Source organism: Streptomyces sp. S.PNR 29 (assembly GCF_030386795.1).
Taxonomy (GTDB): Bacteria; Actinomycetota; Actinomycetes; order Streptomycetales; family Streptomycetaceae; genus Streptomyces.
Map to the genome: position 1 here is coordinate 512,607 of NZ_JANUQM010000004.1, position 24,224 is coordinate 536,830.

At 72.3% G+C, this 24,224-nt stretch carries 23 protein-coding genes and 2 pseudogenes; 12 read left to right on the forward strand and 13 right to left on the reverse strand.

Features of this window, described 5'->3' with window-relative positions:
• The first annotated feature begins 121 nt into the window (after nucleotides 1-121).
• The 3 genes from NW895_RS14810 to fxsA all read left to right on the forward strand — a co-directional run bounded on the left by NW895_RS14810 (nucleotide 122) and on the right by fxsA (nucleotide 3,737).
• Nucleotides 122-1,735 (forward strand): amidohydrolase, encoded by a 1,614-nt coding sequence (locus NW895_RS14810; protein WP_289935960.1) that lies wholly within the window; start codon nucleotides 122-124, stop codon nucleotides 1,733-1,735.
• A 559-nt stretch (nucleotides 1,736-2,294) separates the two neighbouring features.
• Nucleotides 2,295-3,089 carry a polyprenol monophosphomannose synthase gene (locus tag NW895_RS14815; protein ID WP_289935961.1) on the forward strand — a complete coding sequence of 265 codons (795 nt, stop codon included), beginning with the start codon at nucleotides 2,295-2,297 and terminating at the stop codon, nucleotides 3,087-3,089.
• Nucleotides 3,090-3,164: 75 nt separating this feature from the next.
• Nucleotides 3,165-3,737 carry an FxsA family membrane protein gene (gene fxsA / locus NW895_RS14820; protein WP_289935962.1) on the forward strand — a complete coding sequence of 191 codons (573 nt, stop codon included), beginning with the start codon at nucleotides 3,165-3,167 and terminating at the stop codon, nucleotides 3,735-3,737.
• Between the two features lie 150 nt (nucleotides 3,738-3,887).
• On the opposite strand, the gene NW895_RS14825 is transcribed toward fxsA, so the two are convergent.
• The 4 genes from NW895_RS14825 to NW895_RS14840 form a co-directional block, all read right to left on the reverse strand.
• Nucleotides 3,888-4,262, reverse strand: a complete 375-nt coding sequence (locus NW895_RS14825) for an RNA polymerase-binding protein RbpA (protein WP_003977404.1) — start codon at nucleotides 4,260-4,262, stop codon at nucleotides 3,888-3,890.
• Between the two features lie 267 nt (nucleotides 4,263-4,529).
• A complete protein-coding gene (locus NW895_RS14830; RefSeq protein ID WP_289935963.1) occupies nucleotides 4,530-5,876 on the reverse strand; it encodes an MFS transporter in 1,347 nt (448 codons plus the stop codon).
• Between the two features lie 53 nt (nucleotides 5,877-5,929).
• Nucleotides 5,930-6,697 carry a glycerophosphodiester phosphodiesterase gene (locus NW895_RS14835; protein ID WP_289935964.1) on the reverse strand — a complete coding sequence of 256 codons (768 nt, stop codon included), beginning with the start codon at nucleotides 6,695-6,697 and terminating at the stop codon, nucleotides 5,930-5,932.
• The gene (locus NW895_RS14840) at nucleotides 6,694-7,347 is read right to left on the reverse strand and encodes a hypothetical protein (protein WP_289935965.1); all 654 of its coding nucleotides are present in this window, start codon (nucleotides 7,345-7,347) and stop codon (nucleotides 6,694-6,696) included. Before NW895_RS14840 ends, NW895_RS14835 begins: the two co-directional genes overlap by 4 nt.
• Nucleotides 7,348-7,448: 101 nt before the next feature.
• Between NW895_RS14840 and NW895_RS14845 the strand changes: the two genes are divergently transcribed.
• A complete protein-coding gene (locus tag NW895_RS14845) occupies nucleotides 7,449-8,957 on the forward strand; it encodes a PLP-dependent aminotransferase family protein (RefSeq protein ID WP_289935966.1) in 1,509 nt (502 codons plus the stop codon).
• Nucleotides 8,958-9,009: 52 nt separating this feature from the next.
• Here the strand turns inward: NW895_RS14845 and NW895_RS14850 are convergent, their stop codons facing one another.
• Together NW895_RS14850 and NW895_RS14855 are read right to left on the reverse strand one after the other, a co-directional pair.
• Nucleotides 9,010-10,614: a hypothetical protein gene (locus tag NW895_RS14850; protein WP_289935967.1), complete on the reverse strand. Its 1,605-nt coding sequence runs from the start codon at nucleotides 10,612-10,614 to the stop codon at nucleotides 9,010-9,012.
• Between the two features lie 52 nt (nucleotides 10,615-10,666).
• Entirely contained in the window at nucleotides 10,667-10,861 is a 195-nt protein-coding gene (locus tag NW895_RS14855; RefSeq protein ID WP_289935968.1) for a hypothetical protein, read from the reverse strand.
• A 309-nt stretch (nucleotides 10,862-11,170) separates the two neighbouring features.
• Here NW895_RS14855 and NW895_RS14860 point away from each other — a divergent pair, with 309 nt between their 5' ends.
• The 6 genes and pseudogenes from NW895_RS14860 to NW895_RS14885 all read left to right on the forward strand — a co-directional run.
• The gene (locus NW895_RS14860) at nucleotides 11,171-11,563 is read left to right on the forward strand and encodes an ankyrin repeat domain-containing protein (protein WP_289935969.1); all 393 of its coding nucleotides are present in this window, start codon (nucleotides 11,171-11,173) and stop codon (nucleotides 11,561-11,563) included.
• A 300-nt stretch (nucleotides 11,564-11,863) separates the two neighbouring features.
• On the forward strand, nucleotides 11,864-13,282 hold the full coding sequence (locus NW895_RS14865) for a HEAT repeat domain-containing protein (protein WP_289935970.1): 1,419 nt from the start codon (nucleotides 11,864-11,866) through the stop codon (nucleotides 13,280-13,282).
• A gap of 170 nt (nucleotides 13,283-13,452) precedes the next feature.
• Nucleotides 13,453-14,580: a glycosyltransferase family 1 protein gene (locus NW895_RS14870; RefSeq protein WP_289935971.1), complete on the forward strand. Its 1,128-nt coding sequence runs from the start codon at nucleotides 13,453-13,455 to the stop codon at nucleotides 14,578-14,580.
• Nucleotides 14,577-15,734 carry a glycosyltransferase gene (locus NW895_RS14875; RefSeq protein WP_289935972.1) on the forward strand — a complete coding sequence of 386 codons (1,158 nt, stop codon included), beginning with the start codon at nucleotides 14,577-14,579 and terminating at the stop codon, nucleotides 15,732-15,734. The genes NW895_RS14870 and NW895_RS14875 overlap by 4 nt, the downstream gene beginning before the upstream one ends.
• Nucleotides 15,731-16,579 carry an SGNH/GDSL hydrolase family protein gene (locus NW895_RS14880; RefSeq protein ID WP_289935973.1) on the forward strand — a complete coding sequence of 283 codons (849 nt, stop codon included), beginning with the start codon at nucleotides 15,731-15,733 and terminating at the stop codon, nucleotides 16,577-16,579. Before NW895_RS14875 ends, NW895_RS14880 begins: the two co-directional genes overlap by 4 nt.
• Before the next feature lie 192 nt (nucleotides 16,580-16,771).
• A pseudogene (locus tag NW895_RS14885) lies at nucleotides 16,772-16,984 on the forward strand (transposase); the annotation flags it as partial.
• A gap of 327 nt (nucleotides 16,985-17,311) precedes the next feature.
• Here NW895_RS14885 and NW895_RS41190 read toward each other — a convergent pair.
• Nucleotides 17,312-17,431, reverse strand: a pseudogene (locus NW895_RS41190) (hypothetical protein); the annotation flags it as partial.
• 303 nt (nucleotides 17,432-17,734) lie between these two features.
• Nucleotides 17,735-18,136 (reverse strand): RidA family protein, encoded by a 402-nt coding sequence (locus tag NW895_RS14890; protein WP_289935974.1) that lies wholly within the window; start codon nucleotides 18,134-18,136, stop codon nucleotides 17,735-17,737.
• A gap of 101 nt (nucleotides 18,137-18,237) precedes the next feature.
• Here NW895_RS14890 and NW895_RS14895 point away from each other — a divergent pair, with 101 nt between their 5' ends.
• Entirely contained in the window at nucleotides 18,238-18,621 is a 384-nt protein-coding gene (locus NW895_RS14895; RefSeq protein ID WP_289935975.1) for a helix-turn-helix domain-containing protein, read from the forward strand.
• A 310-nt stretch (nucleotides 18,622-18,931) separates the two neighbouring features.
• Here NW895_RS14895 and NW895_RS14900 read toward each other — a convergent pair whose 3' ends face one another.
• From NW895_RS14900 to NW895_RS14920, 5 genes are read right to left on the reverse strand one after another with little or no spacing between them, the layout of a single operon-like run.
• Nucleotides 18,932-19,801: a biotin-dependent carboxyltransferase family protein gene (locus NW895_RS14900; protein WP_289935976.1), complete on the reverse strand. Its 870-nt coding sequence runs from the start codon at nucleotides 19,799-19,801 to the stop codon at nucleotides 18,932-18,934.
• Complete coding sequence (pxpB, locus tag NW895_RS14905) at nucleotides 19,798-20,424, reverse strand: 5-oxoprolinase subunit PxpB (protein ID WP_289935977.1); 627 nt, start codon at nucleotides 20,422-20,424, stop codon at nucleotides 19,798-19,800. The genes NW895_RS14900 and pxpB overlap by 4 nt, the downstream gene beginning before the upstream one ends.
• Complete coding sequence (locus NW895_RS14910) at nucleotides 20,421-21,179, reverse strand: 5-oxoprolinase subunit PxpA (protein WP_289935978.1); 759 nt, start codon at nucleotides 21,177-21,179, stop codon at nucleotides 20,421-20,423. The genes pxpB and NW895_RS14910 overlap by 4 nt, the downstream gene beginning before the upstream one ends.
• An 18-nt stretch (nucleotides 21,180-21,197) precedes the next feature.
• On the reverse strand, nucleotides 21,198-22,025 hold the full coding sequence (locus tag NW895_RS14915; RefSeq protein ID WP_289935979.1) for a putative hydro-lyase: 828 nt from the start codon (nucleotides 22,023-22,025) through the stop codon (nucleotides 21,198-21,200).
• On the reverse strand, nucleotides 22,022-23,323 hold the full coding sequence (locus NW895_RS14920; RefSeq protein ID WP_289935980.1) for an MFS transporter: 1,302 nt from the start codon (nucleotides 23,321-23,323) through the stop codon (nucleotides 22,022-22,024). The genes NW895_RS14915 and NW895_RS14920 overlap by 4 nt, the downstream gene beginning before the upstream one ends.
• 173 nt (nucleotides 23,324-23,496) lie before the next feature.
• Here NW895_RS14920 and NW895_RS14925 point away from each other — a divergent pair, with 173 nt between their 5' ends.
• Complete coding sequence (locus NW895_RS14925) at nucleotides 23,497-24,195, forward strand: GntR family transcriptional regulator (RefSeq protein ID WP_289935981.1); 699 nt, start codon at nucleotides 23,497-23,499, stop codon at nucleotides 24,193-24,195.
• Nucleotides 24,196-24,224 lie beyond the last annotated feature (29 nt).

Consider the following 24,224-nt stretch of genomic DNA (forward strand, 5'->3'; position numbering starts at 1 on the left):
GCCCGCTCGCGCTTGCGGGCCGGAGTGTTTCGCTGGGCTCCCCTCCCTCCCACACGAACAAACGTGTCCCGTGCCCGACCTGCGTGCCGGTCCGCTCACGGCAGGCGCGAGACTGGTCCCCATGAGTGAGTCCACCGCCCCGCCCCAGACCGTCCTGCTCCGCCGCGGCGAAGTCCACAGCCCCGCCGACCCCTTCGCCACGGCCATGGTGGTCGAGCGCGGTCAGGTCGCCTGGGTCGGCTCGGAGGGGGCCGCGGACGCCTTCGCGGACGGTGTGGACGAGGTCGTCGACCTGGACGGTGCCCTCGTCACCCCGGCATTCACCGATGCGCATGTGCATACGACGTCGACAGGGCTCGCGCTCACCGGCCTGGACCTGTCCGGTGCCCCTTCCCTGGAGGCGGCCCTCGCCCTCGTACGGGACTTCGCCGCCGCCCGCCCGCACGACCGCGTCCTCCTCGGACACGGCTGGGACGCCGCCCGCTGGCCCGGCGGCCGCCCCCCGACGCGCGCCGAGCTGGACGAGGCCACCGGCGGCCGTCCCCTCTATCTGAGCCGGATCGACGTCCACTCGGCGGTCGTCACCACGGCGCTGCTCGACCTGGTCCCGGGTGACGTCACCCGGGAGGACGCTCCGCTCACCGCCGCCGCCCACCACGCCGTACGCGCCGCCGCGTTCGCCGCCGTCACGCCCGCCCAGCGCGCCGCGGCCCAGCGCGCCGCCCTCGCCCACGCCGCGTCCCTGGGCATCGGCACCGTTCACGAATGCGCAGGCCCCGAGATCTCCTCGGAGGACGACCTCACGGGCCTGCTGCGGCTGGCGGCCGAGGAGCCGGGACCGCGGGTCATCGGCTACTGGGCGGAGCAGGCCGACGAAGGGGTCGCGAAGGCACGGGAGTTGGGCGCGATCGGCGCCGCGGGCGACCTCTTCGTGGACGGAGCCCTCGGCTCGCACACCGCCTGCCTGCACGAGCCGTACGCCGACGCCGGCCACACCGGCACCGCCTACCTGGACGCCGCGGCCGTCGCCGCGCACGTCATCGCCTGTACGGAGGCGGGCCTCCAGGCGGGCTTCCACGCCATCGGTGACGCCGCAGTGAGCACCGTCGTCAAGGGCGTGCGCGACGCCGCCCAGAAGCTCGGCCTGGCCCGTGTCCGCGCCGCCCGTCACCGGGTCGAACACGCCGAGATGCTCACCCCCGACACCGTCGCGGCTTTCGCGGAACTCGGCCTGACGGCCTCCGTCCAGCCCGCCTTCGACGCCCTGTGGGGAGGCGAGGACGGCATGTACGCCCAGCGCCTGGGCGTCGAGCGGGCCCGCACCCTCAACCCCTTCGCGGCCCTGCTGCGTACGGGCGTCCCCCTCGCCTTCGGCTCCGACAGCCCGGTCACGCCCCTGGACCCGTGGGGCACGGTCCGCGCCGCCGCCTTCCATCGCACCCCCGAGCACCGCGTCTCCGTGCGCGCCGCGTTCACGGCGCATACCCGCGGCGGCTGGCGGGCGATCGGACGCGACGACGCGGGGGTCCTGGTGCCGGGCGCGCCCGCGGACTACGCCGTGTGGCGCACCGGCGAGCTGGTCGTGCAGGCCCCGGACGACCGGGTCGCGCGCTGGTCCACCGACCCCCGCTCCGGCACCCCCGGCCTGCCCGATCTCACCCCCGGCGGGGACCTCCCCGTCTGCCTGCGCACCGTCGTGGGCGGGCGGACGGTCTTCGTACGGCCGGGCGAGTGATCTCCGGTTGCGGCACGGTGGTGATCTTCCGCCTCCAGTTCCCTCGCACCACCTGCGCGTCCTCCGCCCTGACCAGGCCTTTGATGTAAAAGGTGGAGGTCAAACGGCTGTTGACAGGCGGAGGAGGGTGGCCGGTAGGTTCGGCCGAGTCCACCACCGGACGCCCGACCGGGAACCTCCGCGCGCACGCCGCGGCGCCGCTGGGTCAGGGACGGTGTGCCGCACCGGGGCACCGCCACTGGGAGCCAGGCTCAGCGCTCGCGCAGCGGCAAGGGAAGGTTCCGGCCGGTCGGGAGGTGTGACCCGGGTGGGGCCCGGGCGCTCAGTAGACAACGGCTCTCGGTCGATCCGCAGCCGGCGGATCCCAGGTCGGCCCGAAGGGCGCCGGGCCCCCATCCGCCGTATGCGACGGCCCCGGAAGCCCGGTGGGCAGGCGGCTGAAACCCGCACTCTTACCCAGGTCTTGTGCATTCGACACCACCGTACGAACGTGCTGTCGCGTCATCGCAGGCCGAGCCCACTATGGTGGACCCCTGCGTACGGAGATGAAGGGGCAGCAGTGAACGACGGCGACGGGACCCTCGCGGCAGGGGGCCAGGGGAGGCAGTTCGGCCCGCTCGGCACCGCCTTGGTGATCATTCCGACCTACAACGAGGCGGAGAACATCAAGTCGATCGTCGGCCGGGTGCGAAAGGCCGTCCCCGAGACGCACGTCCTGGTGGCCGACGACAACAGCCCCGACGGCACGGGCAAGCTCGCCGACGAGCTGGCCGCCGAGGACGACCACGTCCATGTCCTGCACCGCAAGGGCAAGGAGGGCCTGGGCGCCGCCTACCTCGCGGGCTTCCGCTGGGGCATGGAGAAGGGATACGGCGTCCTGATCGAGATGGACGCCGACGGCTCCCACCAGCCCGAGGAACTGCCCCGCCTGCTGACCGCCCTGAAGGGAGCCGACCTGGTGCTCGGCTCGCGCTGGGTGCCCGGCGGCCGGGTGGTGAACTGGCCGAAGTCCCGTGAGTTCATCTCGCGAGGCGGCAGCCTCTACTCGCGCCTCGCCCTGGACCTCCCCCTCCGCGACATTACGGGCGGCTACCGCGCCTTTCGCCGCGAGACCCTGGAGGGCCTCGGCCTCGACGAGGTCGCCTCCCAGGGCTACTGCTTCCAGGTCGACCTCGCGCGCCGCGCGGTCAAGGCCGGCTATCACGTCGTGGAGGTCCCCATCACCTTCGTCGAGCGCGAACTCGGCGACTCCAAGATGAGCCGCGACATCCTCGTGGAAGCCCTGTGGCGGGTGACGGCGTGGGGCGTCGGCGAGCGGGTCGGCAGGATCACCGGCCGCGGCAAGAACCCCTGATGGCCGTACGACCGCACAGAAACGGTTGATCGCCCCCTTATCCCGCCCTGAGCCGGGCCCGGGCACACTGGAGGTATGACGACTGGCGCTCAGACCCCCAGGTATCCCACCCGGCCCCGGCGCTCCCGGCTGCGCACATTCCTGCCGTTGGGTGTGGCCGCGTGGCTCGTGCTGGAGATCTGGCTGCTGACCGTGGTCGCGGGGGCGTCGAGCGGGCTGGTGGTCTTCCTGCTCCTGGTAGCGGGCTTCGTCCTCGGCTCTGTCGTCATCAAGCGGGCCGGGCGCCGGGCCTTCAGGAACCTCACCGAGACGCTGCAACAGCAGCAGGCCGGCGTGATGCCCACGGCCCGGCCGAACAGCGAGGGCAACGGCCTGATGATGCTGGGCGGCCTGCTGCTGATGATCCCCGGCCTGATCTCGGACGCGGCCGGACTGCTCCTCCTGCTGCCCCCGATCCAGAAGGCCGTGAGCCGCTACGCGGAACGCACCTTCGACCGCAAGCTCCGCGATGCCGCCTCCGGCACCCTGGGCGACGCCTTCCAGCAGGCTCGCATCCACCGCCCCGACGGCAAGGTCGTCCAGGGCGAGGTCATCAGGGACGAGCCGGGAGACACACCCCAGGAGCCGCGCCCTCCGCTGTCGCGCTGACCTCGACCTCGTCCGGGGCGCGAGCCCCCGGGAACCGCGCACCCCACCACTCACCGGCACAGAACACACCGCGGGCGCCGTACGTCGGATCGACGTACGGCGCCCGCGGCAATGAACGCGCGCTGAACCTTGCCCAAGCCCCCGCAGGGACTACGCGGACTTGCGGCTGTCCCGGGGGTGAACCGCGATGTTCATCGCCCCGGACCGCAGAACGGCCAGCCGCTCCTCAAGGACCTCCTCGAGTTCCTCGCGGGTGCGCCGCTCCATCAGCATGTCCCAATGTGTACGCGCGGGCTTGGCCTTCTTCTCTTCCGGGCCGTCGCCGTCCACGAGGAGTGCCTGGGCCCCGCAGACCTTGCACTCCCACTCCGGCGGGATCTCCGCCTCGACCGAGAAGGGCATCTCGAAGCGGTGCCCCTTCTCGCATGCGTACTCCACGGCCTGGCGCGGAGCCAGGTCGATACCGCGGTCCGTCTCGTAGCTGGTCACCACGAGGCGCGTGCCGCGAAGAGCTCGCTCACTCATGAATCGTGCCTCCCGGGCTTGTCGCCCACAGGACAGGTGTCGCTGTCGTCGTCATCCGGTCAACGTCCGGTCGGCGGTAAAGATTCCCGTTCCGTGTCCCGTTCCGGGTCATGCGTCGCCGTCGTAGCCGCCCCTTGTTGTACCCACCAGCGCCCGGTTTGTCACATCTGCTAGCAGATGTGACCCAGCGTTTCGGCACCTTTGACGCGCAGTAACGGTACGCCTGGCAGGCCAAAGGCGTATACTACAGCTCTTTCGCATCCGGTGCTAAATCCTGTCCGGAACCGGATTGCCGGCGGCGCCGATCGCCCGCCGCACCGGAACCCACGCGAGCAGCAGGAACCCGATGACGAAGAAGGCGACCAGCGAGACGATCGCGTCCCGGTAGCTTCCGGTCAGCTGATAGGTGATCCCGAACAGCAGCGGGCCGAGCCAGCTCATGCCGCGGTCGCTCATCTCGTACGCCGAGAAGTACTCGGCCTCCTTGCCGGGCGGGACGAGATGCGAGAACAGGGAGCGGGACAGGGCCTGGCTCCCGCCGAGGACCAGTCCGATGCCGGCCGCCAGGACGAAGAACCACACGGGCGCCCCGGCGGGCAGGAAGTACCCGGCCCCGATCGTCACCGTCCACGCGACCAGCGACCCGAGGATCGTGCGCTTCGCCCCGTACGTCCGGGCCAGCCGGCCCAGCGTCAGCGCACCCACCACCGCCAGCACCTGGACCAGCAGCACGGCCCCGATGAGCGTGGACTGCCCGAGCCCCAGTTCCTCGGAGCCGTAGACCGACGCCTGGGAGATCACCGTCTGGATGCCGTCGTTGTAGACGAGGTACGCCAGCAGGAAGGCGAGGGTCAGCGGATGGCGGCGCATGTCGCGGACGGTCGCCGCGAGCTGACGCCGGCCGGGGACCGTCGTGCCGCGGGCGGGGGAGCGGCGGTCGCGCAGCCGCCGGAGCGGTACGAGTGTGAAGGCGCCCCACCACAGGCCCGCCGACGCCAGGCAGATGCGGACGGCCGTGGTCTCGGAGAGGCCGAAGGAGTCGTGCGCCAGGTACAGCACCAGGTTCGCGACCAGGACCAGCGATCCCGCCGCGTAACCGAAGGCCCACCCGCGCGAGGAGACCGCGTCGCGCTCCCCGGGCGGGGCGATCTGCGGCAGGTAGGAGTTGTAGAGCATCATCGCCACGGACTGCGCGGCGTTGGCGACGACCAGGAGAGCGCCGCCGAGCAGATAGCGGTCGCCGTCGAGGAGGAACATGCCCGTCGTCGCCGCGGCGCCCGTGTAGGCGGCGGCCGCCAGGAGGGGCTTCTTCCGGCCGGTGCGGTCGGCGGCGGCGCCGACCAGCGGCATCACCAGTACCGCCACGATCACCGACAGGGACACGGAGTACGCGAAGAAGGATCCGGCGCGTACCGGGATCCCCAGGGGGTGGACGTACCCGTCGCCGTCCGCCGCCGACTCGGCGACCGACGTCAGGTAGGGGCCCAGGAACACGGTGAGCACGCTCGTCGAGTAGACCGAGCACGCCCAGTCGTAGAAGTACCAGCCGCGCTGCTCGCGCCTCCGCTCGGCGGCCTCGCCGGCTGCCTGTGTCCGCACGGTGTCGGTGCCCACCCGTGCCCTCGCTTCCCCGTCAAGGCGCCGCGCGAAGGCCCCGGGCCGCCGCCTCAGACCCAGACTCCCCGGTCCTCCATGACCTTGCGCAACGTGTCGATGTGATCGGTCATGATGCCATCCACTCCCAGGTCCAGAAGCCGGTGCATGCGGTCCGGATCGTTGACGGTCCACACGTGCACCTGCAGCCCGCGCGCGTGGGCGGTACGGATGAAGCGCTGGTCCACCACCTGGATGCCCGACTGGGACTCCGGAACCTGGGCGGCGACCGCCGAGCGGCGCACCGCGGCCGGGAGGCCCCACGAGCGCAGCCGCAGGTTGAGCACACCCCGGGTGCCGTACGACGTGGCCAGGCGCGGACCGGCGAGGCGCTGGGCGCGGACCACGCGTGCCTCGGAGAAGGAGCCGAGGCAGATCCGGTCCCAGCAGCCGGCGCGCTCGACCAGGTCCAGGAAGGGCAGCAGCGCGGGCTCCGCCTTGACGTCGACGTTCCAGCGCACGTCGGGGAAGGTCTCCAGGAGTTCATCGAAGAGGGGCAGCGGTTCCTCGCCCGCCACGCGCGCGTGGCGCACCTCGTCCCACGGCAGGTCGGCGATCCGTCCGGCGCCGTCCGTCACCCGGTCCAGCGTCGCGTCGTGGAAGGCGACGAGCCGGCCGTCCCGCGTGGCGTGGACGTCGGTCTCGATGTACCGGTAGCCCGCCTCGATGGCGCGGCGGAACTGCCGCACGGTGTTCTCCAGGCCGTCCGCCGCCCCTCCCCGGTGGGCGAAGGCGATCGGGCCGGGATGGTCGAGGTAGGGATGGCGTATCCGCGCGGTCACGGTCGCAGTATCCCTCTTTCCGGCAGCCCGACGGCAACGACCGTGCTGCCGTCGGATGCCGGGACGGTGGCGAACACACGGAGGAACAGCTGGGTGAGCGGGCCGATCGACACCGCGTACAACAAGGTGCCGACGGCGACGGTGCCGCCCAGGGCGAAGCCGGTGCCGAGGACGGCCACCTCGACGGCCGTCCGCATCAGGCGGACCGAGCGGCCCGTGCGCCGGTGGAGTCCCGTCATCAGCCCGTCCCGGGGGCCCGGTCCCAAGCGCGCGGCGATGTAGAGGCCGGTGGCGAGGCCGTTGAGAAGGATGCCGGCCAGGAGCAGGGGCACCCGAACGACCAGGGCGTGCGCCTCGGGCAGCAGGGCGAGCGTGCCGTCCATGACGACGCCGACCACGACCACGTTGGAGACCGTGCCGAGGCCCGGGCGCTGGCGCAGCGGAATCCACAGCAGCAGCACCGCCGCGCCCACGACGACCGACACGGCACCGATCGTGAGTCCGGTGAGTTCGGCGAGCCCCTCATGCAGCACGTTCCAGGGTTCCAGGCCCAGGCCCGCCTCGACGAGCAGCGCCGAACTCGCCCCGTACAGGACGAGACCGGCGTACAGCTGGATCAACCGTCTCACCAAGTGGTGCCGCGCGGACAAGGTAATGCCCCCCTGTGGTGGTAGTGGACTGATGCATGACACCCTGTGGCTTGCGAAGCAACGTCATCCATGGCCAATCAGGGGAAGGTGGACTGATTCACATGGCGCAGTGGACGTCGGCCGTGGGGGCGGCGCAGCTCGCACGGCTGCTCAACTCCCAGCAGGACCGCCCGGCGGGCCCCGGCGCCCGCCGCCCGCCCGCCTATCGCGCGCTCGCCGACGGCATTCGGCTGCTGGTGCTGGAAGGCCGCGTGCCCGTGGCCGCCCGGCTGCCCGCCGAACGTGAACTGGCGATGTCCCTGTCCGTGAGCCGCACCACGATCGCCGCCGCCTACGAGGCCCTGCGCGCCGAGGGCTTCCTGGAGTCCCGGCGCGGCGCCGGGAGCTGGACCGCGGTGCCGGCCGGGAACCCGCTGCCCGCTCGGGGGCTCGAACCCCTGCCGCCCGAGGCACTCGGCTCGATGATCGACCTCGGCACCGCGGCCCTTCCCGCCCCCGAGCCGTGGCTGACCCGCGCCGTGCAGGGCGCGCTGGAGGAACTGCCGCCGTACGCGCACACGCACGGCGACTACCCGGCCGGTCTGCCGGCGCTGCGTACGATGATCGCCGACCGCTACACCGCGCGCGGGATCCCGACCATGCCCGAACAGATCATGGTGACCACGGGCGCCATGGGGGCGATCGACGCCATCTGTCACCTCTTCGCGGGCCGCGGCGAGCGCATCGCCGTCGAGTCGCCGTCGTACGCCAACATCCTCCAGCTGATGCGGGAGGCCGGTGCCCGTCTCGTGCCCGTCGCCATGGCCGAGGGGCTGGCCGGCTGGGACATGGACCGCTGGCGGCAGGTACTGCGGGAGGCCGCGCCCCGGCTGGCGTACGTCGTCGCCGACTTCCACAACCCGACCGGTGCGCTCGCCGACGAGGACCAGCGGCGGCGGCTGGTGGACGCGGCCCGTTCCGCGGGGACGGTGCTCGTGACCGACGAGACGATGAGCGAGCTGTGGCTGGACGAGGACGTCGAGGGCACGGCGATGCCGCGGCCGGTGTGCGCCTTCGACCCGGCCGGGTCCACGGTCGTCACCGTCGGATCCGCCAGCAAAGCCTTCTGGGCGGGGATGCGCATCGGCTGGGTGCGCGCGGCGCCCGACGTGATCCGCAGCCTGGTCGCCGCGCGCGCGTACGCCGACCTCGGGACCCCCGTGCTGGAGCAGCTGGCCGTGAACTGGCTGTTCAGCACCGGGGGATGGGAGCAGGCCGTGGCCCTGCGGCGCGCTCAGGCCCGGGAGAACCGGGACGCTCTGGTCGCGGCGGTACGGCGGGAGCTGCCCCGCTGGGAGTTCGAGGTGCCGAAGGGCGGACTCACGCTGTGGGTGCGGACGGGTGGGCTGTCCGGGTCGCGCCTTGCGGAGATGGGCGAGCGTGTGGGGGTGCGGGTGCCTTCCGGGCCTCGGTTCGGGGTCGACGGGGCCTTCGAGGGGTATGTGCGGCTGCCGTTCACCGTGGGGGGCGCGGTGGCCGAGGAGGCGGCCGTGCGGCTGGCCGCGGCGGCACGGTTGGTGGAGAGCGGGAGTGCGGGGGGTGGCGAGGCGCCGCGTACGTTCGTGGCGTGAACGGCGCCCGTGCGGACGAGTGGGCTTCGTCCGCGGGAGTCCGCGGGGCGGGCTACGGCGCCACTGACTTCTCCACCACCACGGCCTCCGTCGGTACCGCTTCGGGCTCTGCCTCCTTGGGCACCAGCTCCGGCTCCGCGTCCGCCGGCGTCGTCCGCGCCGGCAGCAGATCCAGCACAGCCTGCCGATGCGCGTCGCCCGTCGCCTCGTCGTACGGGTCCGGTGTCGCCGGGACCTGGAGGCGATGGACCGGCCCACTGCCCAGGCGGGCGTACCCCCGGCCGGGCGGGACGTGCGTGACCGGTGTCGTGCGCGGGGGAGCGCCGAGGAGGGCTTGAAGCTGGTCCGCCGAGGCCGGGCCGAGGACCACCCGCGCGCGTGTGTGCTGGCGTACGGCGTCGCTGAGGGACTCCACGCTGTCCAGCTGGTCGGCCACGACGACCGTCACGTTCGCCGCGCGTCCGTGGCGCAGGGGGACCTGGAGGAGGGACTGCGGGTCCTTGCGGCCGTCCGCGGCGGCCACGTGCGTGAACGCGCTCGGGCGGTCCAGGAGGATCCACAGGGGGCGTCTGGTGTCGTCCGGCGGCGGGTGGCCCGCCTGCCGGGCCCGGTTGGCCGCGATCAGACGGCGCTCCGTCTCGGTGGCTGCCCACTCCAGGCTCGCCAGCGCGCCGGCCAGCCCGCACTCGACGGCCAGGACGCCGTCCCGGCCGGTCAGGCAGGCGTACTCCCCGGTGCCGCCGCCGTCGATGATCACCACGTCCCCGTACTGCAGGGCCTGCAGGGCGATCGACCGCAGCAGGGTCGAGGTGCCGCTGCCCGGCTGGCCCAGGGCCAGCAGGTGGGGCTCGGTGGAGCGGATGCCCGTGCGCCAGACGACCGGCGGCACGTCGCGCTGTTGCTCGCCGTGGGTGACGGGGAGCGTGCGCTGCACCTCGGTGGGGTCGGTGAAGCCGAGGACCGTCTCCCCGGGGGCCGTGACGAAGCGCTGGGCGACGATGTCGGTCGGCAGCGGCGGCAGGACGGTGACCGTGAGCTGGTTGCCCTCCTCGTCCCAGGCGTAGTGGTACTCACGGCCGCGGCCGGACTTCGCCGTGAGCAGGTGCTCGATCCGCGTGCGGGCCTCGGCCTCGCCGTCGGTGAAGTACGCCGGGTAGTGGATCTCCAGGTGGGTGATGCGGCCGCTGTCGTCGAACGCGTACGAGGGGAAGGCCTTCTGCCACTCGCCGCCGTGGGTGTACAGGGGCGCCGGGTCCTCGGCGGACGTGAAGTACGGGACCAGCGCCTCGTAGAGCGACTTCAGCCGCTCGGTCTGCGACTCGTCGGGGCCGTCGGGCGTGGGCGGCTTGCGGTCCCGGCCGTGCCAGGCCGCCGCCGCCATCAGCGTGATGACGGCGAGCAGCGGGCCGTACGGCATGAGCGCCACGACCAGGAACACCGAGGCCGCCAGGAACAGCAGCGCGCCGCGCCCGTCCTTGGGGGTCTCGGCCCACCTGCGCCGCCCGGCCGAGGCCAGCCGGCGCAGACCGCGGGTGATCGTGATCAGCGGTTGGAGGACGTCGGTGGCGCTGTCGGCCGCTGTCCTGGCCAGCTCCCGGCTCCGGGCGAGCTGTGCGCTGCCGGTGCTCAGGATGCGGGGGAGAGGGCGCCGGGCCACGGGTGCCTCCAATGGGTGCGTACGGGCGGAATGCGTACGAGGAAGAGGGCCGTCAGAACTTGATCCCCCCGAGGAGGCTCGCCAGGCTCTCGCCGCCCGCCTTGATGCTCGGGGCGATGGCCGTGCTCGCCAGGTAGAAGCCGAACAGGGCCGTGACCAGTGCGTGCGACGCCTTCAGCCCGTCCTTGCGGAAGAAGATGAAGACGACGATGCCGAGCAGGACCACGCCTGAGATCGAGAGGATCATGTGAGTTCTCCTGGTTCGCGGGGACAGTCACCATGGGTGCTTCCAGGCTCACAGGATGTATCCATACGATTAAAGGTGCAAATGGTGGTAATTCGGGCGTATATCCCGGGTGGTGGAGCGGTCTGCGTGTCGTCTGAGCACTGCTGATACTCCCGGTGGGGTCTGTGTCGATCTTTACCTCGGGCACATCGGGTCATGTGCGGCGCGAGCCAGTACCCTGTCGATTCACTCGTACGGCTGTACCGCTCGTGGCCGTACGTCCGTGAGTCCCCGACGTTCGTACGTTCGTAGTGAGAGGTGGTCCGGCCGATGACCGAAGCCCCCGACCCCGAAGTCGTGGAGCTGGCGACCAAGATCTTTGATCTGGCCCGGCGCGGGCGGACCGAGGCGCTCGTGGCGTATGTCGACGCGGGCGTTCCGGCCAACCTCACCAATGACCGTGGCGACTGTCTCGTCATGCTGGCCGCCTACCACGGCCACTCCGACGCCGTGCGCGCCCTGCTGGCCCGCGGTGCCGAGGTCGACCGGGTCAACGACCGAGGCCAGACCCCGCTCGCGGGGGCCGTGTTCAAGGGGGACACGGACGTGGTCAAGGCTCTCCTGGAGGGGGGTGCGGACCCGGCCGCCGGCACCCCGTCGGCCGTCGACACAGCCCGAATGTTCGGTCGGACAGAAGTGCTGGAACTCTTCGGCGCTCACTGATTCGAACAGTCTGACCAGCAAAAACGCGGAAAACGGGGGAGGCGGTACCGGGCCGCCGAAATTTCGGTCGCGGCAGATGGAAGTGCCGGGTCATCATGACGACGTGGTTCACGGACGTGATGGTTGGGCAGGTGTTGCCGCACCGCGCGGACCGTGATGCGGTCCGCATGGGCCACCGACGAGAGGCAGAGGAAGATGGTCTACAGCAAGCAGGAAACGGCGGGCGCCCCGACGTGTTGTCACGCGGCCAGGTAATGCACGTCCCCGGTTGCGTCGACGCTTGATGTGAGGCTGTTTCCCATGTTCGATCCGGTCATAGCGCCCAGCGGTACGCTGCTCGGCCTGCTCCAGCGGGGCCGCGGCGACGGCACGCTGCACGCGCTCACCGCACCGCGCGCCGAGGCGCTCGCGGCGCTGGACCACTGCGTGCGGCGCGACCCCCGCCACGACTGGCAGGTGGAGAACCGCTCCCTCTACTACGCCCGCCTCTACCTCGACCTGAACGGCGAGCTGGATGCGATCGAGGCCCATCTCTTCGACGCCGAGGACGTCCTCGACACCGACGAGTCACGCACCGGGCTCGCCCTCGCCGTCCTCGGCCACCTCGCCTCGTACGGCAGGCGCGACGCGCTCGCACTGCTGCGCAGGTACGCCGCCCACGGCTCCAACTGGGCCTGGGCCCTGGACGAACTGGCGTTGCGTGACGACGACGCCGGTCTGCGCGCCCTCGCCGCACCCGTTCTGGCCCGCTTCCCCAACGACGCCGAGGGCGAGGCCGAGCTGGCCGCCGCCGTACGCGACGCCTTCGAGCCGAGGCCCTGGCGGCTGTGGGCCGAGGATCCACGCGAATCCATCGCCACGCGCGTGCGCGCCGCCCAGGAGGCCGGCTGTTTCGACCGCTGGCAGCGGCAGATGCGACCTTCCGGGCCCCGCCCGGGGTGGAGCGTGCAGGCGGTCTTCGAGTGGGCCCAGCAGGGCCTGGAGCGCGGCGCCGCGCTCCATGTCCCGGCCGCCCGCTGTCTCACCGCCGTCGCCGGCCCCGAGGACCGGTCCGAGATCGTTCAGGCCGCGAGAACCGGCCTCGACGGCGCCCGCTGCACCGCCCTGCGGTACCTCGCCGACGGCAACGATCCCGACGCCCTCGACCTGATCGAGGACGCCGTGACCACCGGCTCGACGGCCGTCGTGGAGGCCGCCGCCGACGCCTTCGAACGCATGCGCAGTATCGCCGCCGTCGAGCGGGCGCGCGGCTGGGCGCACCGGCCCGACGCGCTGGGTGCCGCAGCCGGGCGCGTCCTCGCCTGCCGGGGCGGCACGCAGGACCGGGACCTGGTCCTCGCCGCACTACGGGAGGCGGTCCGCGGCGAGGGCCCCGACGCGCCGACCCTGTGGACCCTCGTCGACGGCACGGGACGGCTCGGCATCACCTGCGCCGCACCCGTGCTCCGCCACATCTACCGCGAAACCGCCTCCTCCCATCTGCGCGGCCGGGCCGCCAACGCCCTCGCCGCCACCGACCCCTCCTTCCCCACCGGCTTCGCCGTCGAGTGCCTCTGGGACTGCGAGGAGTCCACCCGTGAACTCGCCGCCCGGCACGCCGAGACCGGCGACGCCCGGGTCGTCGAACGGCTCCGCCGCCTCGCCGCCGACCCGGCCGAGGAAGCAGAGGTCCAGACAGCCGTACGGAGCCGGATCGGACCGGACGCCGCCACGATGTGACCCTCGGGGAACAGGCACGCCCGCCGGGTGAACACCGGGTGACCCGCGGGTCAGACAGGGATGGACAGGGCCTGACCTGCCCAGGTGTGCCGCGCAACGCTCACGGGACGTTCCCCGCCCGGAAAGATCGACGTTGACGCGGCCACGTCCGGCACGGCGACAACAGCGGTATGCGTGTCGTCATCGTGACCGAATCCTTTCCCCCCGATGTGAACGGCGTGGCCCACTGCGCGCTTCAGACCGCCCGGCACCTCGTCGATCGCGGTCACGCTCCCGTCGTCGTCGCCCCGGCACCCGCACCGGGGGTCAAGCACGACGCCCTCGCGCCGTGCCCCGTCGTCCATGTCCCCTCCCTTCCGCTCCCGGGCTACCCCCAGGTCCGCGTCGCCCTCCCCAGCCGGCGTCTGGCCGCGACGCTCATCGAGCACCGTGCCGACGTCGTCCACCTGGCCAGCCCCTTCGTCCTCGGTGTCCGCGGCATGGCCGCCGCCGCCCGGCTCGGCGTCCCCGCCGTGGCCGTCTACCAGACCGACCTCGCCGGATACGCCCGTACCTACATGGGGGCGGGCGAGACGGCCGCCTGGCGGCGCATCCGTTCCGTGCACTCCGCCGCCGACCTCACCCTCGCCCCGTCCAGCGCGGCCCTGCACGACCTGGGCGCGCACGGTGTGCCCCGGGTCAAGCTGTGGCCGCGGGGTGTGGACACCGTCCGTTTCCGGCCAGACCGCCGCGACGAGGCGCTGCGCCGGGAACTCGCCCCCGACGGCGAGCTGATCGTCGGCTACGTCGGGCGGCTCGCCCCCGAGAAGCAGGTCGAGCTGCTGGCCGGTGTCTGCGGCCTGGACGGCGTGCGGGTCGTGGTCGTCGGCGACGGGCCCAGCCGGCCCGGGCTGGAGGAGGCACTGCCGGGCGCCGTCTTCCTGGGCCGCCGCACCGGCGACGACCTCGCCCGGATCTTCGCCTCGCTGGACGTCTTCGCGCACACCGGCCCCTTCGAGACCTTCTGCCAGACCGTGCAGGAGGCCATGGCCAGCGGCGTGCCCGTCGTCGCGCCCGCCGCGGGCGGCCCGCTCGACCTGGTCGCCCACGGGCGCACCGGCCTGCTGGTCCCGCCACGGGACGCCGCCGCCGTGCGGGACGCGGTGTGGGCGCTGGCCGCCGACCCCGGGTTGCGGGCCGCGTACGGGGCCGCCGCGCGCACGATGGTCGAGGGGCGCACCTGGGCGGCCGTCGGCGACCATCTGATCGGGCATTACGCGGATGTGCTCGCCGCGCGCAGGACGGTGGTGGCGGCATGAGCTCGCTGCGGATCGTCCGGCTCGCGAACTTCGTCGCGCCCGCATCCGGTGGCCTGCGCACCGCGCTGCGCGAGCTGGGCAAGGGCTACAAGGCGGCCGGGCACGAACCCGTCCTCATCGCCCCCGGCGACCGCGCGAGCGACCGCGAGACCGAGCAGGGCCGGGTGATCACCCTGCCGGGCCCGCTGCTGCCCGGCACCGGCGGCTACCGCGTCCTCACCGACAAACGGCGCCTGGCCCGCCTCCTGGAGGAGCTGGCCCCTGACCGGCTGGAGGTGTCCGACCGTACGACGCTGCGCTGGACCGGCAAGTGGGCCCGGCGGGCCCGGGTGCCCGCCGTGATGGTCTCCCACGAGACCGCGGACGGCGTGCTGCGCACCTGGGGCCTGCCGGAAGGGGCGGCCCGTCGCGCCTCCGACGCCCTCAACATCCGTACGGCCCACACCTACGCGCGCGTGGTGTGCACCACGGAGTTCGCCGAGCGGGAGTTCGTGCGGATCGGGGCGCGCAACGTCGTACGGGCCCCGCTGGGCGTCGACCTGGTCCAGCGCCATCCCGCGTTGCGTGACCCCGGGCTGCGGGCGCGGCACGCGCGCGTGGAGGAGACGCTGCTGGTGATGTGCTCCCGGCTGTCGGTGGAGAAGCGGCCCGGAACGGCCCTGGACGCCCTGGAGGCGCTGCGGCGGCGCGGGCGCGAGGTGGTGCTGGTCGTCGCCGGGGACGGGCCGCTGCGGCCGCGGCTCGAGCAGCGGGCGCGGGAGAAGGGGCTGCCGGTCACCTTCCTCGGGCACGTCTCCGATCGCGGGCTGCTGGGCGCGCTGCAGGCGTCCGCCGACGTGTGCCTGGCGCCGGGCCCCGCCGAGACGTTCGGGCTCGCCGCGCTGGAGGCGATGGCGTGCGGCACGCCCGTGGTGGCGAGCGCGTCCTCCGCGCTGCCGGAGGTCATCGGCTCCGCCGGGGCCGTCGCGGCGGACCACGGGGAGGCCTTCGCGGACGCCGTGGACCTGCTGCTCGAACGCATGGAGGCGGACCGGCGGGAGGCCGCACGCGCGCGTGCGGAGTGTTTCGGATGGGACACGGCGGTCGCGGCGTTCCTCGCGGCGCACGACGCGACGGTCCCGGCACGTCCCTTCGCGCCCGGGGGCGTCACATGAGACCCCTCCGCTTCGTGGCCCTCGGCGACTCGCTGACCGAGGGCGTGGGCGATCCCCTGGGCGACGGGTGGCGCGGCTGGGCCGCGCTGCTCGCCGCCGGGCTGGCCGAGGAACCCGTCCAGTTCACCAACCTCGCGGTGAGCGGGGCGCAGACGAGGGACGTGCTGGAGCGGCAGTTGCCCGCCGGGCTCGCCCTGCGCCCCGACGTCGTGTCGGTCGTCGTCGGCGTCAACGACACCCTGCGCTGCACCTTCGGCATCCACGCCGTGGCCGCACGACTGGACGCGGTGTACGCGGCCTTCGCGGAGCAGGGCGCGGTGCTGCTCACGGCCTGCCTGCCCGACCCGGGGGCGATGCTCGGGCTGCCGGGGGCACTGGCACGCCCACTGGCCCGGCGGCAACAGGCGGTCAACACCGTGGTCCATGCGCTGTCCGACCGGTACGGCGCTGTGCACCTGCACGCCTGCGAGGGCGACTGGACAACGGACCGCGCGATGTGGAGCGCGGACCGGCTGCACCCCGGCGAGCGCGGCCACCGGCAGCTGGCGGTGCGTTTCCACGCGCTGCTGGCCGAGCACGGCCTCGCGACGGGAACGCCGCCCTCGCCCCAGCCCGAGTTCCCCGCACCCACCAGGTCGGCGAGCCTGTGGTGGCTGGCCACCGCGGGCACCGGCTGGGTGGCCCGGCGCTGCACCGACCTGCTGCCGCAACTGCTCGCCCTGGCCGCCGACGAGATCCGCCACCACGCGCGCGGGACGAGCGCCCGGCTCGACCTGCGCGCGTCCGCCGCGGTGTCGGCGGCGCTGGCGGCGCTGTCGATCGGGGAGCAGGCGGACGCCGCATAGGCCCTGTCGTTTGGATCAGGCCGGCTGCAGTCACGGCGCCTTCCCGCCGACCCGAGCGGGGCCTGGTGCGTGCAGCTGCAAGGCGGAGGAGGGCGCCAACGCGGAGCGTTGGCAACCGACGACAACGCCGCAGATGTGCGTGCCAGGCCTAGGGGGTGTCCGCAAAGTGGCGGCGTCGTTGGTTGGTTCGTGGTGCGTCGTCATGAACTGACTGATGCGTCGTGGGCGGTGATCGAGCCGTTGCTGGCTCCTCCGCGGATGGGGCGTCCGGTGCGGGATCGTCGGCAGGTGGTCAACGGCATCCTGTGGAAGCTGTCCACGGGGGCGGCCTGGCGGGACCTGCCTGAGCGTTACGGCCCGTGGAAGACGGTCTACGAACGTTTCCGCCGCTGGTCGGCAGACGGCACCTGGGACCGAATGGCGAAGTCGTCCACACCCAGCACGCGCGGCGTGCTGGACTGCGGGTCGGGCAGTGCCACGACCCTGCGCAGCAAGGTCATACGTCCCACTCGGAAGCCCAGTTGGGCGGTCAGCCGAGCGCCTGCTCGTCCGGCGAGTGGCGAGCCCGACACGCTCCAGGACGCGGCCGAGCCGCGTAGTGAAGCGCGCGTACGGGGCAGTCAACTGCGCGAACGGCTCGGCGAATGTGCGGCGCGGGCAGTCGTCCGTGCCGCAGATGAAGCGCCGGACCGTCCGGTGTATCACGACACTCTGTTCAGCGAGCGGTAGATCCTTCAGCCTGCGCTGGTAGGAGTCATGCACTCGGTTCGAGGGGCTACCGCAGTCCGGACAAGCCGCACTGGACGCCTGGCCTCTGGCCGTGACATCGACGGTGCCGAAGGTGACGGTCACCGCTTCGACGGAGCGTCACTTGCGACCGCTCCCCAAGATCTGTGCCCGAGCCGAGTTTTGAAGGCAGTGGTGGGCTTGCCAGGACCCGGGCTCGTCGAGCCGAAGAGCCCGCCAAGGCCGGCTGATCTCTGCACATCCCGCCTCGACGGCCCTTGGCCCTCAATCTTTTTCTGATCTCGAAGGGGTAGATCAACCCGCGCCGGCCGGAAAAACGAGGGTTATGGGAGCGTTCGTGGAACGGTCACTGTGACTGTTCCACGAACGGAGCCCCCAGAGGGCTGTGGAACGTGCGAGGAGGAGACCTTAAGCGGGCAGTTTCGTGTCGATGACGAAGCTGATTTCTATGACCTGGCCGGGCAAGGTCAGTTCAGTGATGCCCAAGACCGTGCTGGCTGGGCGGTGGTCGCCGAAGTACCCCAGGTTGCCCTCCGCCGTCGCCGCGGCATTCTGCCGCAGGTTCACCACGTACAGGGTCTGCGAGACGACCTGGTTCCGGGTGGCGCCGTAGTGGTCCAGGACCTTGTCCATGTTGGCGTAGGTCTGCTTGAGCTGGGCGGCGAAGTCGCCCGCGTAGAGGAACTCGCCTGTCTCATCGAACGAGAGCTGTCCAGAGACGTGGATCAGCTCGCCGGACTTGATCGCCTGTGAGTAGCCGAAGTCGCTCTCGGCCGGCACGTTGTAGTTGAAGACATCAATGGTGGCCACGGTGCTCGCCCTTCCGGTTCGCTCTCTTGTAGTTACTCGGAAACTGTAGGAGAGTGATGGCTGGCCTGGAAGAACGCACTTTTCGGTGACTGAGGAACCTGATGGAAACCAAGCAACTACTCAAGGGCCTGCCCGAGGACGCTGACCTGCGGCGCGCAGACTCCCTGGCGCGGGAGATCTTCTCGGACGTCGCCAACAAGTGGGCGCTCCTGATCATCGAGGCGCTCGGCGAGCGCACCCTGCGCTTCAGCGAGCTGCGGAACGAGGTCGAGGGCGTCAGCCACAAGATGCTCACCCAGAACCTGCGCATGCTGGAGCGCAATGGCCTGGTCGACCGGAAGGTGCACCCCACCGTGCCGCCGCGAGTCGAGTACACCCTCACCGAGCCGGGCCGGGCCCTGCGCACCGCGGTCGACGCCATATGCGGCTGGACCCACCAGCACCTCGGTCACATCGAGAGTGCACGCGGCCGTTTCGACGCCTGACGGGCACGCAGCGACACCCTCGCGCGTTGCGCAATTCCATCATCGGCGGCACCGCGAGCGATATAAAACTGCCGGACGTTGTTGACACCTGGGTCTCCGATCACTACGGAGATCTGGCATGCCCCCTTCAGTCAGACAGCTGCAGGACCGCCAAGCCCAGCGACGCCTGGCACGCTCCCCCAAGCTCTTCGAGCAGGGGGGACCCCCAGAGCACGCACCAGACGCCGCAGGGCCCGCCCTCCGGGCGGACGGAGGGACTTTGCGGACACGACCTAGGGCACGCCAGTTCGCAACAGGCCCTGCGCGGGCTTCAACGGCGTCGCACGGCCACGAAACGCACCGGCGTGCCCGGCACGGCCTGTGCCGCGGCCGGGAGGTCGGTGGGGCGGACGACCGCGATCACGGGGTAGCCCCCCGTGGTCGGGTGGTCGGCGAGGAAGACCACCGGCCGGCCGTCGGGCGGTACCTGCACCGCCCCCAGCACCATGCCCTCGCTGGGGAGCTCTCCCGTGACGGCCCGCCGCAGGGCAGGCCCCTCCGTGCGCAGCCCGATGCGGTTGCTGGCGGGGGACACCCGGTACGGGCGGGAGGTGAGCGCCCGTACGTCCTCCGGCGGGAACCAGTCGTCGCGCGGGCCCAGCGTCACACGCAGGACGAGTTCGGACGGGGGCGCCGGCTGCGGGGCGACGTCCACGCGTGCGTGGAGGGGGGTCGGGCTGCCCAGCGGCAGCACCGTGCCGTCCGTGAGGGGTGCCGGGCCGAGGCCGGACAGCAGGTCGGTGGAGCGACTGCCGAGCACCGGCTCGACAGCGATGCCACCGGAGACGGCGACGTAACTGCGTACCCCGGCGACGGCCGATCCGACGTCCAGGACGGCCCCGGCGGGCACGTGGACGGGCGCGCCCCAGGGGACCGTCCGTCCGTCCACCGTCACCGGGCAGGGGGCGCCCCCGACCGCCACGGTGACCGCCGAACGGGGCCGCAGGGCGCAGCCGTTGAGCGTCGTCTCCAGGACGGCCGCCTCGGGGGAATTGCCGACCAGCCGGTTGACGAGCGCCGCCGCCGGCGCGTCGAGCGCCCCGGAGTGGGGCACACCGAGGTGGGCGTGCCCGGGGCGGCCCCGGTCCTGCACGGTGGTCAGAGCTCCGGCCCGTACGACGGCGAGTGCGTGGTCCGTCATGCCGTCCCTGCCGACCCGATCGGAGTGAAGCGCACGCGCGTGCCCGGTGACAGCAGAGCGGCCGGTACGCGCGCGTGGTCCCACAGCACGGTGTCCGTGGTGCCGATGAGCTGCCAGCCGCCGGGCGACGAGCGCGGGTACACGCCCGTGTAGGGGCCCGCCAGCCCGACGGAGCCGGCCGGGACGGCCGTACGCGGTGTGGCCCGGCGGGGCACGTCGTAGCGCGGCGGCAGACCGGTCAGGTAGCCGAAGCCGGGCGCGAACCCGCAGAAGGCGACACGGAATTCCGTGCCCGCGTGGATGCGGGCGACCTCCTCCGGGGACACTCCCCAGTGCGCGGCCACGTCGGCCAGATCAGGGCCGTCGTAGCGCACGGGGATCTCCACCACCGCCCCCGCGCGCGGGGGAGCGGGCGGTACCTCGGCGGCGGCGAGTTCGGACGCGAGGCGGTCCGGTTCGTCGAGACCGTCGAGGAGGATCGTGCGGGCCGCCGGGACGATCTCCCGGGCCGACAGCGAGCCCTGCCCGCGGCGCCGCAACAGCTCCGCGTGCAGCGCCTCCACCTCGTCGCCCGAGGACGCCTCGACGAGCAGGGCGCGCTCGCCGACGGGCAGGACCCTCATGCGAAGGCCTCCACCCGGACACCGGACGCCTCCAGCCGCTCCCGCACCCGGCGGGCCAGGTCCACCGCGCCGGGGGTGTCGCCGTGCAGGCACAGCGAGCGAGCGCGCATCTCGATGCGCGCCCCGGAGCGGGCGGTGACCGTGCCGGAGCGGGCCAGGTCCACCGAGCGTTCCACGACGACCTCAGGGTCGGTGACCACGGCGCCCTCCTGGCGGCGCGGCACGAGCGTGCCCTCGTCGGTGTAGGCGCGGTCCGCGAAAGCCTCCGTGACGGCAGGGAGTCCGGCCTTGCCGGCCAGTTCCAGCAGGCGCGAGCCGGGCAGGCCGAGCACGGGCAGCGTGGCGTCCGCGAGCAGTACGCCGTCGACGACCGCGGTGGCCTGCTCCTCGTCGTGCACGACCCGGTTGTAGAGCGCGCCGTGCGGCTTGACGTACGCCACCCGGGCACCCGCCGCGCGCGCGAAGACCTCCAGGGCGCCGATCTGGTAGGCCACTTCGGCCGCCAGCTCGGCCGACGGCACGTCCATCGCGCGCCGCCCGAACCCGGCCAGATCCCGGTAGGAGACCTGGGCGCCGATCGTCACGCCCCGCTCGGCCGCCAGCTCGCACACCCGTCTCATGGTGGCCGCGTCCCCGGCGTGGAAGCCGCAGGCCACATTGGCGCTGGTGACGACCGACAGCAGACGTTCGTCGTCGGTGAGCCGCCAGCGGCCGAACCCCTCGCCGAGGTCGGCGTTCAGATCGATGGAGGTCATGACTCTCCCGTGTCTGACTCAGGCCACGCGGTACTGCTCGTCGCGGGCGTCGGTGAGAAACATCTGACCCGGTGCGTGTGTGATCGCGAAGGGCGGGCGCGAGGCCGTCACCGCGGCCTGTGGGGTCACTCCACAGGCCCAGAACACCGGGATGTCGTCCGGCTCGGTGTGCACCGGGTCCCCGAAGTCGGGGCGGCCGAGGTCGTCGATACCGAGCACCGAGGGGTCCCCGCAGTGTACGGGGCTGCCGTGCACCGCCGGCAGCAGGCTGCTCTCCCTGATCGCCGCCGAGAGGTGCTCCGGCGGCACCGGGCGCATGGACACCACCAGCGGACCGCGCAGCCGCCCCGCCGGGCGGCACTGGCGGCCGGTGACGTACATCGGCACGTTGCGGCCCTGCTCCACGTGACGGATCGGGACGCCCGCCGCCGTCAGCGCCCACTCGAAGGTGAAGCTGCAGCCGATCAGGAACGACACCAGGTCGTCCCTCCAGTGCGCCCGCACGTCCGTCGGCTCGTCCACCAACTCGCCGTCCTGCCACACCCGGTAGCGCGGCAGGTCGGTGCGCAGGTCGGCGCCGTCCGCGAGGACGGTCGTGACGGAACCGGCGTCCGTGACGTCGAGCACGGGACAGGGCTTCGGGTTGCGGGTGCAGAACAGCAGCATGTCGTACGCCCAGTCGGCGGGCACCGAGATCAGGTTGACCTGGGTATGGCCCGCGGCGACCCCCGCGGTGGGGCCCGTCAGGCCCTCCCGGAAGCGGGCGCGAGCCGTTTTCGGGCTCCACGCGTGCGCGTGCCCGTCGACGAGGGTCAGGGGGCGGTCGTCGGTGCGCGTGCGGTTCACACCAGCTCCTTCCCGCGCGTCTCCGGCAGCCCCAGCAGCGCCAGCGCCGCGAGGCCGTAGCCGATCGCCCCGAAGACCAGCGCGCCGCCCACGCCCCAGCTGTCCGCCAGGAAGCCGACCGTCGTGGGGAAGACCGCGCCCACCGCGCGCCCCGTGTTGTACGTGAAGCCCTGACCGGTACCGCGCACCGCCGTCGGGTACAGCTCGCTGAGGTACGACCCGAAGCCGCTGAATATCGCCGACATGCAGAACCCGAGCGGGAAACCCAGCACCAGGAGCAGGGTGTTGGCGCCACTGGGGATGTTCGCGTACGCCAGGATGCAGATCGCCGACAGCAGCGCGAAGAGCCAGATGTTCCGCCGGCGGCCCAGCCGGTCGGTGAGGTAGCCGCCCGTCAGGTAGCCGATGAACGCTCCCGAGATCAGGAACGTCAGATAGCCGCCGGTGCCGACGACCGACAGGTCGCGTTCCGTCTTCAGGTACGTCGGCACCCAGGTGGCCAGCGTGTAGTAGCCGCCCTGGACGCCGGTGGAGAGCAGCACGGCGAAGACCGTGGTGCGCAGCAGGCCGGGCTTGAAGATCGCCGTGAACGAGCCTTTGCCGGCGCTCTGCTCGCGTGCCACGACGGCCTCGGGCGCGTCGTGCACACTGCGCCGCACCCAGATCACGAGCAACGCCGGCAGCGCCCCGGTCCAGAACATGATGCGCCAGGCCAGATCGTCGCCGGCCAGGGAGAAGACCACCGTGTACACGATCGCGGCGAGCCCCCAGCCCACGGCCCACGAACTCTGGATCGCGCCGAGCGTACGGCCCCGGTGCCGAGCACTCGCGTACTCGGCGACGAGGATCGCGCCCACTGCCCACTCACCGCCGAAACCCAGCCCCTGAAGGGCGCGGAACACCAGCAGCGTCTCGTAGTTGGGCGCGAAACCACAGGCCACCGTGAACACCGCGTACGTGATCACTGTGAGCAGCAGCGCCTTCACCCGGCCGACCCGGTCCGCCAGCACACCCGCGAGGGCGCCGCCGATCGCCGAGACCACCAGGGTGACGGTGGTGAGCAGGCCGGTCTGACCGCTGTCCAGGCCGAAGTACGCGGCCAGCGCCACCATGCTGAGCGGCAGCGTGAAGTAGTCGTAGGAGTCGAGGGCGTAGCCGCCGAACGCGCCGGCGAAGGCACGGCGGCCGCGCGGGCCGAGGGCCCGCAGCCAGCCGAACGCGCCGTCGTCGTCGGCGCGTTCACCTGTAGGGGCGTGTGTGTCCTTGGTCAGGGCCTGGGACGGAGGAGGCGTGCTCATGGGCACCTCGCAGAGGGAGGACGAAGGGTGCTTGAGAACGTGACCGCGCCGTGCGGAGACGTTCCGCGTCGCGGTGAGGAGATGATGCCGTGCCCAGCACCGTAGAGGATCGTTCAACGATCCGCCAATACCCCTGTTGTATCGTTCTTGTTATCTGCGATTGAATTCGGGCTATGGCAGAGCAGCTGACGTCACTCGCCGACGATCGCGCCCTCCTCGGGCGCACCAGCACCGCCGAACGGGTCTCGGACATCCTCAGAAGCCGCATCGCCGAGGGCTTCTTCCCACCCGGGACACGGCTGTCGGAGGACAGCATCGGCGGCGCGCTGGGCGTCTCCCGGAACACGCTGCGCGAGGCGTTCCGGCTGCTCACCCACGAACGCCTGCTCGTCCACGAGCTGAACCGGGGCGTCTTCGTCCGGGTCCTGACCGTCGAGGACGTCGAGGACATCTACCGCACCCGCGGCCTCGTCGAGTGCGCCGTGGTACGGGGTCTCGGCGAGCCGCCGTACGATCTGCAGGCGCTCGCCGAGGCCGTCGCGGACGCCAGGCGGGCGGCCCGGGAAGGTGACTGGAAAGCGGTGGGTACGGCCAACATCCACTTCCACCGGGAGCTGGTGGCGCTGGCCGGCAGCGAGCGCACGGACGAGCTGATGCGCAGCGTCTTCGCCGAACTGCGCCTCGCCTTCCACGTCGTGGACGAGCCGCGCAGCCTGCACGAGCCGTACATGGCCCGCAACATCGAGATCCTGGGGGCCCTGCAGGCCGGGGACCGGGACACGGCCGAGCAGCTGCTCGCGGTCTATCTCGCCGACTCGCTGGAGCGGGTCGTGGAGGTCTACCGGCGGCGGGTCGGGGACGACGGCCAGTGAGCCGCGGTCCCGGCCGGCAGCGGTGACGC

What these genes read in the sequence shown, in the direction of transcription:
- NW895_RS14810 (WP_289935960.1), top strand. Translation starts at nt 122, where the DNA reads ATGAGTGAGTCCACCGCCCCGCCCCAGACCGTCCTGCTCCGCCGCGGC.
- fxsA (WP_289935962.1), top strand. Translation starts at nt 3,165, where the DNA reads ATGACGACTGGCGCTCAGACCCCCAGGTATCCCACCCGGCCCCGGCGC.
- NW895_RS14825 (WP_003977404.1), bottom strand. Translation starts at nt 4,262, where the DNA reads ATGAGTGAGCGAGCTCTTCGCGGCACGCGCCTCGTGGTGACCAGCTAC.
- NW895_RS14845 (WP_289935966.1), top strand. Translation starts at nt 7,449, where the DNA reads ATGGCGCAGTGGACGTCGGCCGTGGGGGCGGCGCAGCTCGCACGGCTG.
- NW895_RS14855 (WP_289935968.1), bottom strand. Translation starts at nt 10,861, where the DNA reads ATGATCCTCTCGATCTCAGGCGTGGTCCTGCTCGGCATCGTCGTCTTC.
- NW895_RS14860 (WP_289935969.1), top strand. Translation starts at nt 11,171, where the DNA reads ATGACCGAAGCCCCCGACCCCGAAGTCGTGGAGCTGGCGACCAAGATC.
- NW895_RS14865 (WP_289935970.1), top strand. Translation starts at nt 11,864, where the DNA reads ATGTTCGATCCGGTCATAGCGCCCAGCGGTACGCTGCTCGGCCTGCTC.
- NW895_RS14870 (WP_289935971.1), top strand. Translation starts at nt 13,453, where the DNA reads ATGCGTGTCGTCATCGTGACCGAATCCTTTCCCCCCGATGTGAACGGC.
- NW895_RS14875 (WP_289935972.1), top strand. Translation starts at nt 14,577, where the DNA reads ATGAGCTCGCTGCGGATCGTCCGGCTCGCGAACTTCGTCGCGCCCGCA.
- NW895_RS14880 (WP_289935973.1), top strand. Translation starts at nt 15,731, where the DNA reads ATGAGACCCCTCCGCTTCGTGGCCCTCGGCGACTCGCTGACCGAGGGC.
- NW895_RS14895 (WP_289935975.1), top strand. Translation starts at nt 18,238, where the DNA reads ATGGAAACCAAGCAACTACTCAAGGGCCTGCCCGAGGACGCTGACCTG.
- NW895_RS14900 (WP_289935976.1), bottom strand. Translation starts at nt 19,801, where the DNA reads ATGACGGACCACGCACTCGCCGTCGTACGGGCCGGAGCTCTGACCACC.
- pxpB (WP_289935977.1), bottom strand. Translation starts at nt 20,424, where the DNA reads ATGAGGGTCCTGCCCGTCGGCGAGCGCGCCCTGCTCGTCGAGGCGTCC.
- NW895_RS14910 (WP_289935978.1), bottom strand. Translation starts at nt 21,179, where the DNA reads ATGACCTCCATCGATCTGAACGCCGACCTCGGCGAGGGGTTCGGCCGC.
- NW895_RS14920 (WP_289935980.1), bottom strand. Translation starts at nt 23,323, where the DNA reads ATGAGCACGCCTCCTCCGTCCCAGGCCCTGACCAAGGACACACACGCC.
- NW895_RS14925 (WP_289935981.1), top strand. Translation starts at nt 23,497, where the DNA reads ATGGCAGAGCAGCTGACGTCACTCGCCGACGATCGCGCCCTCCTCGGG.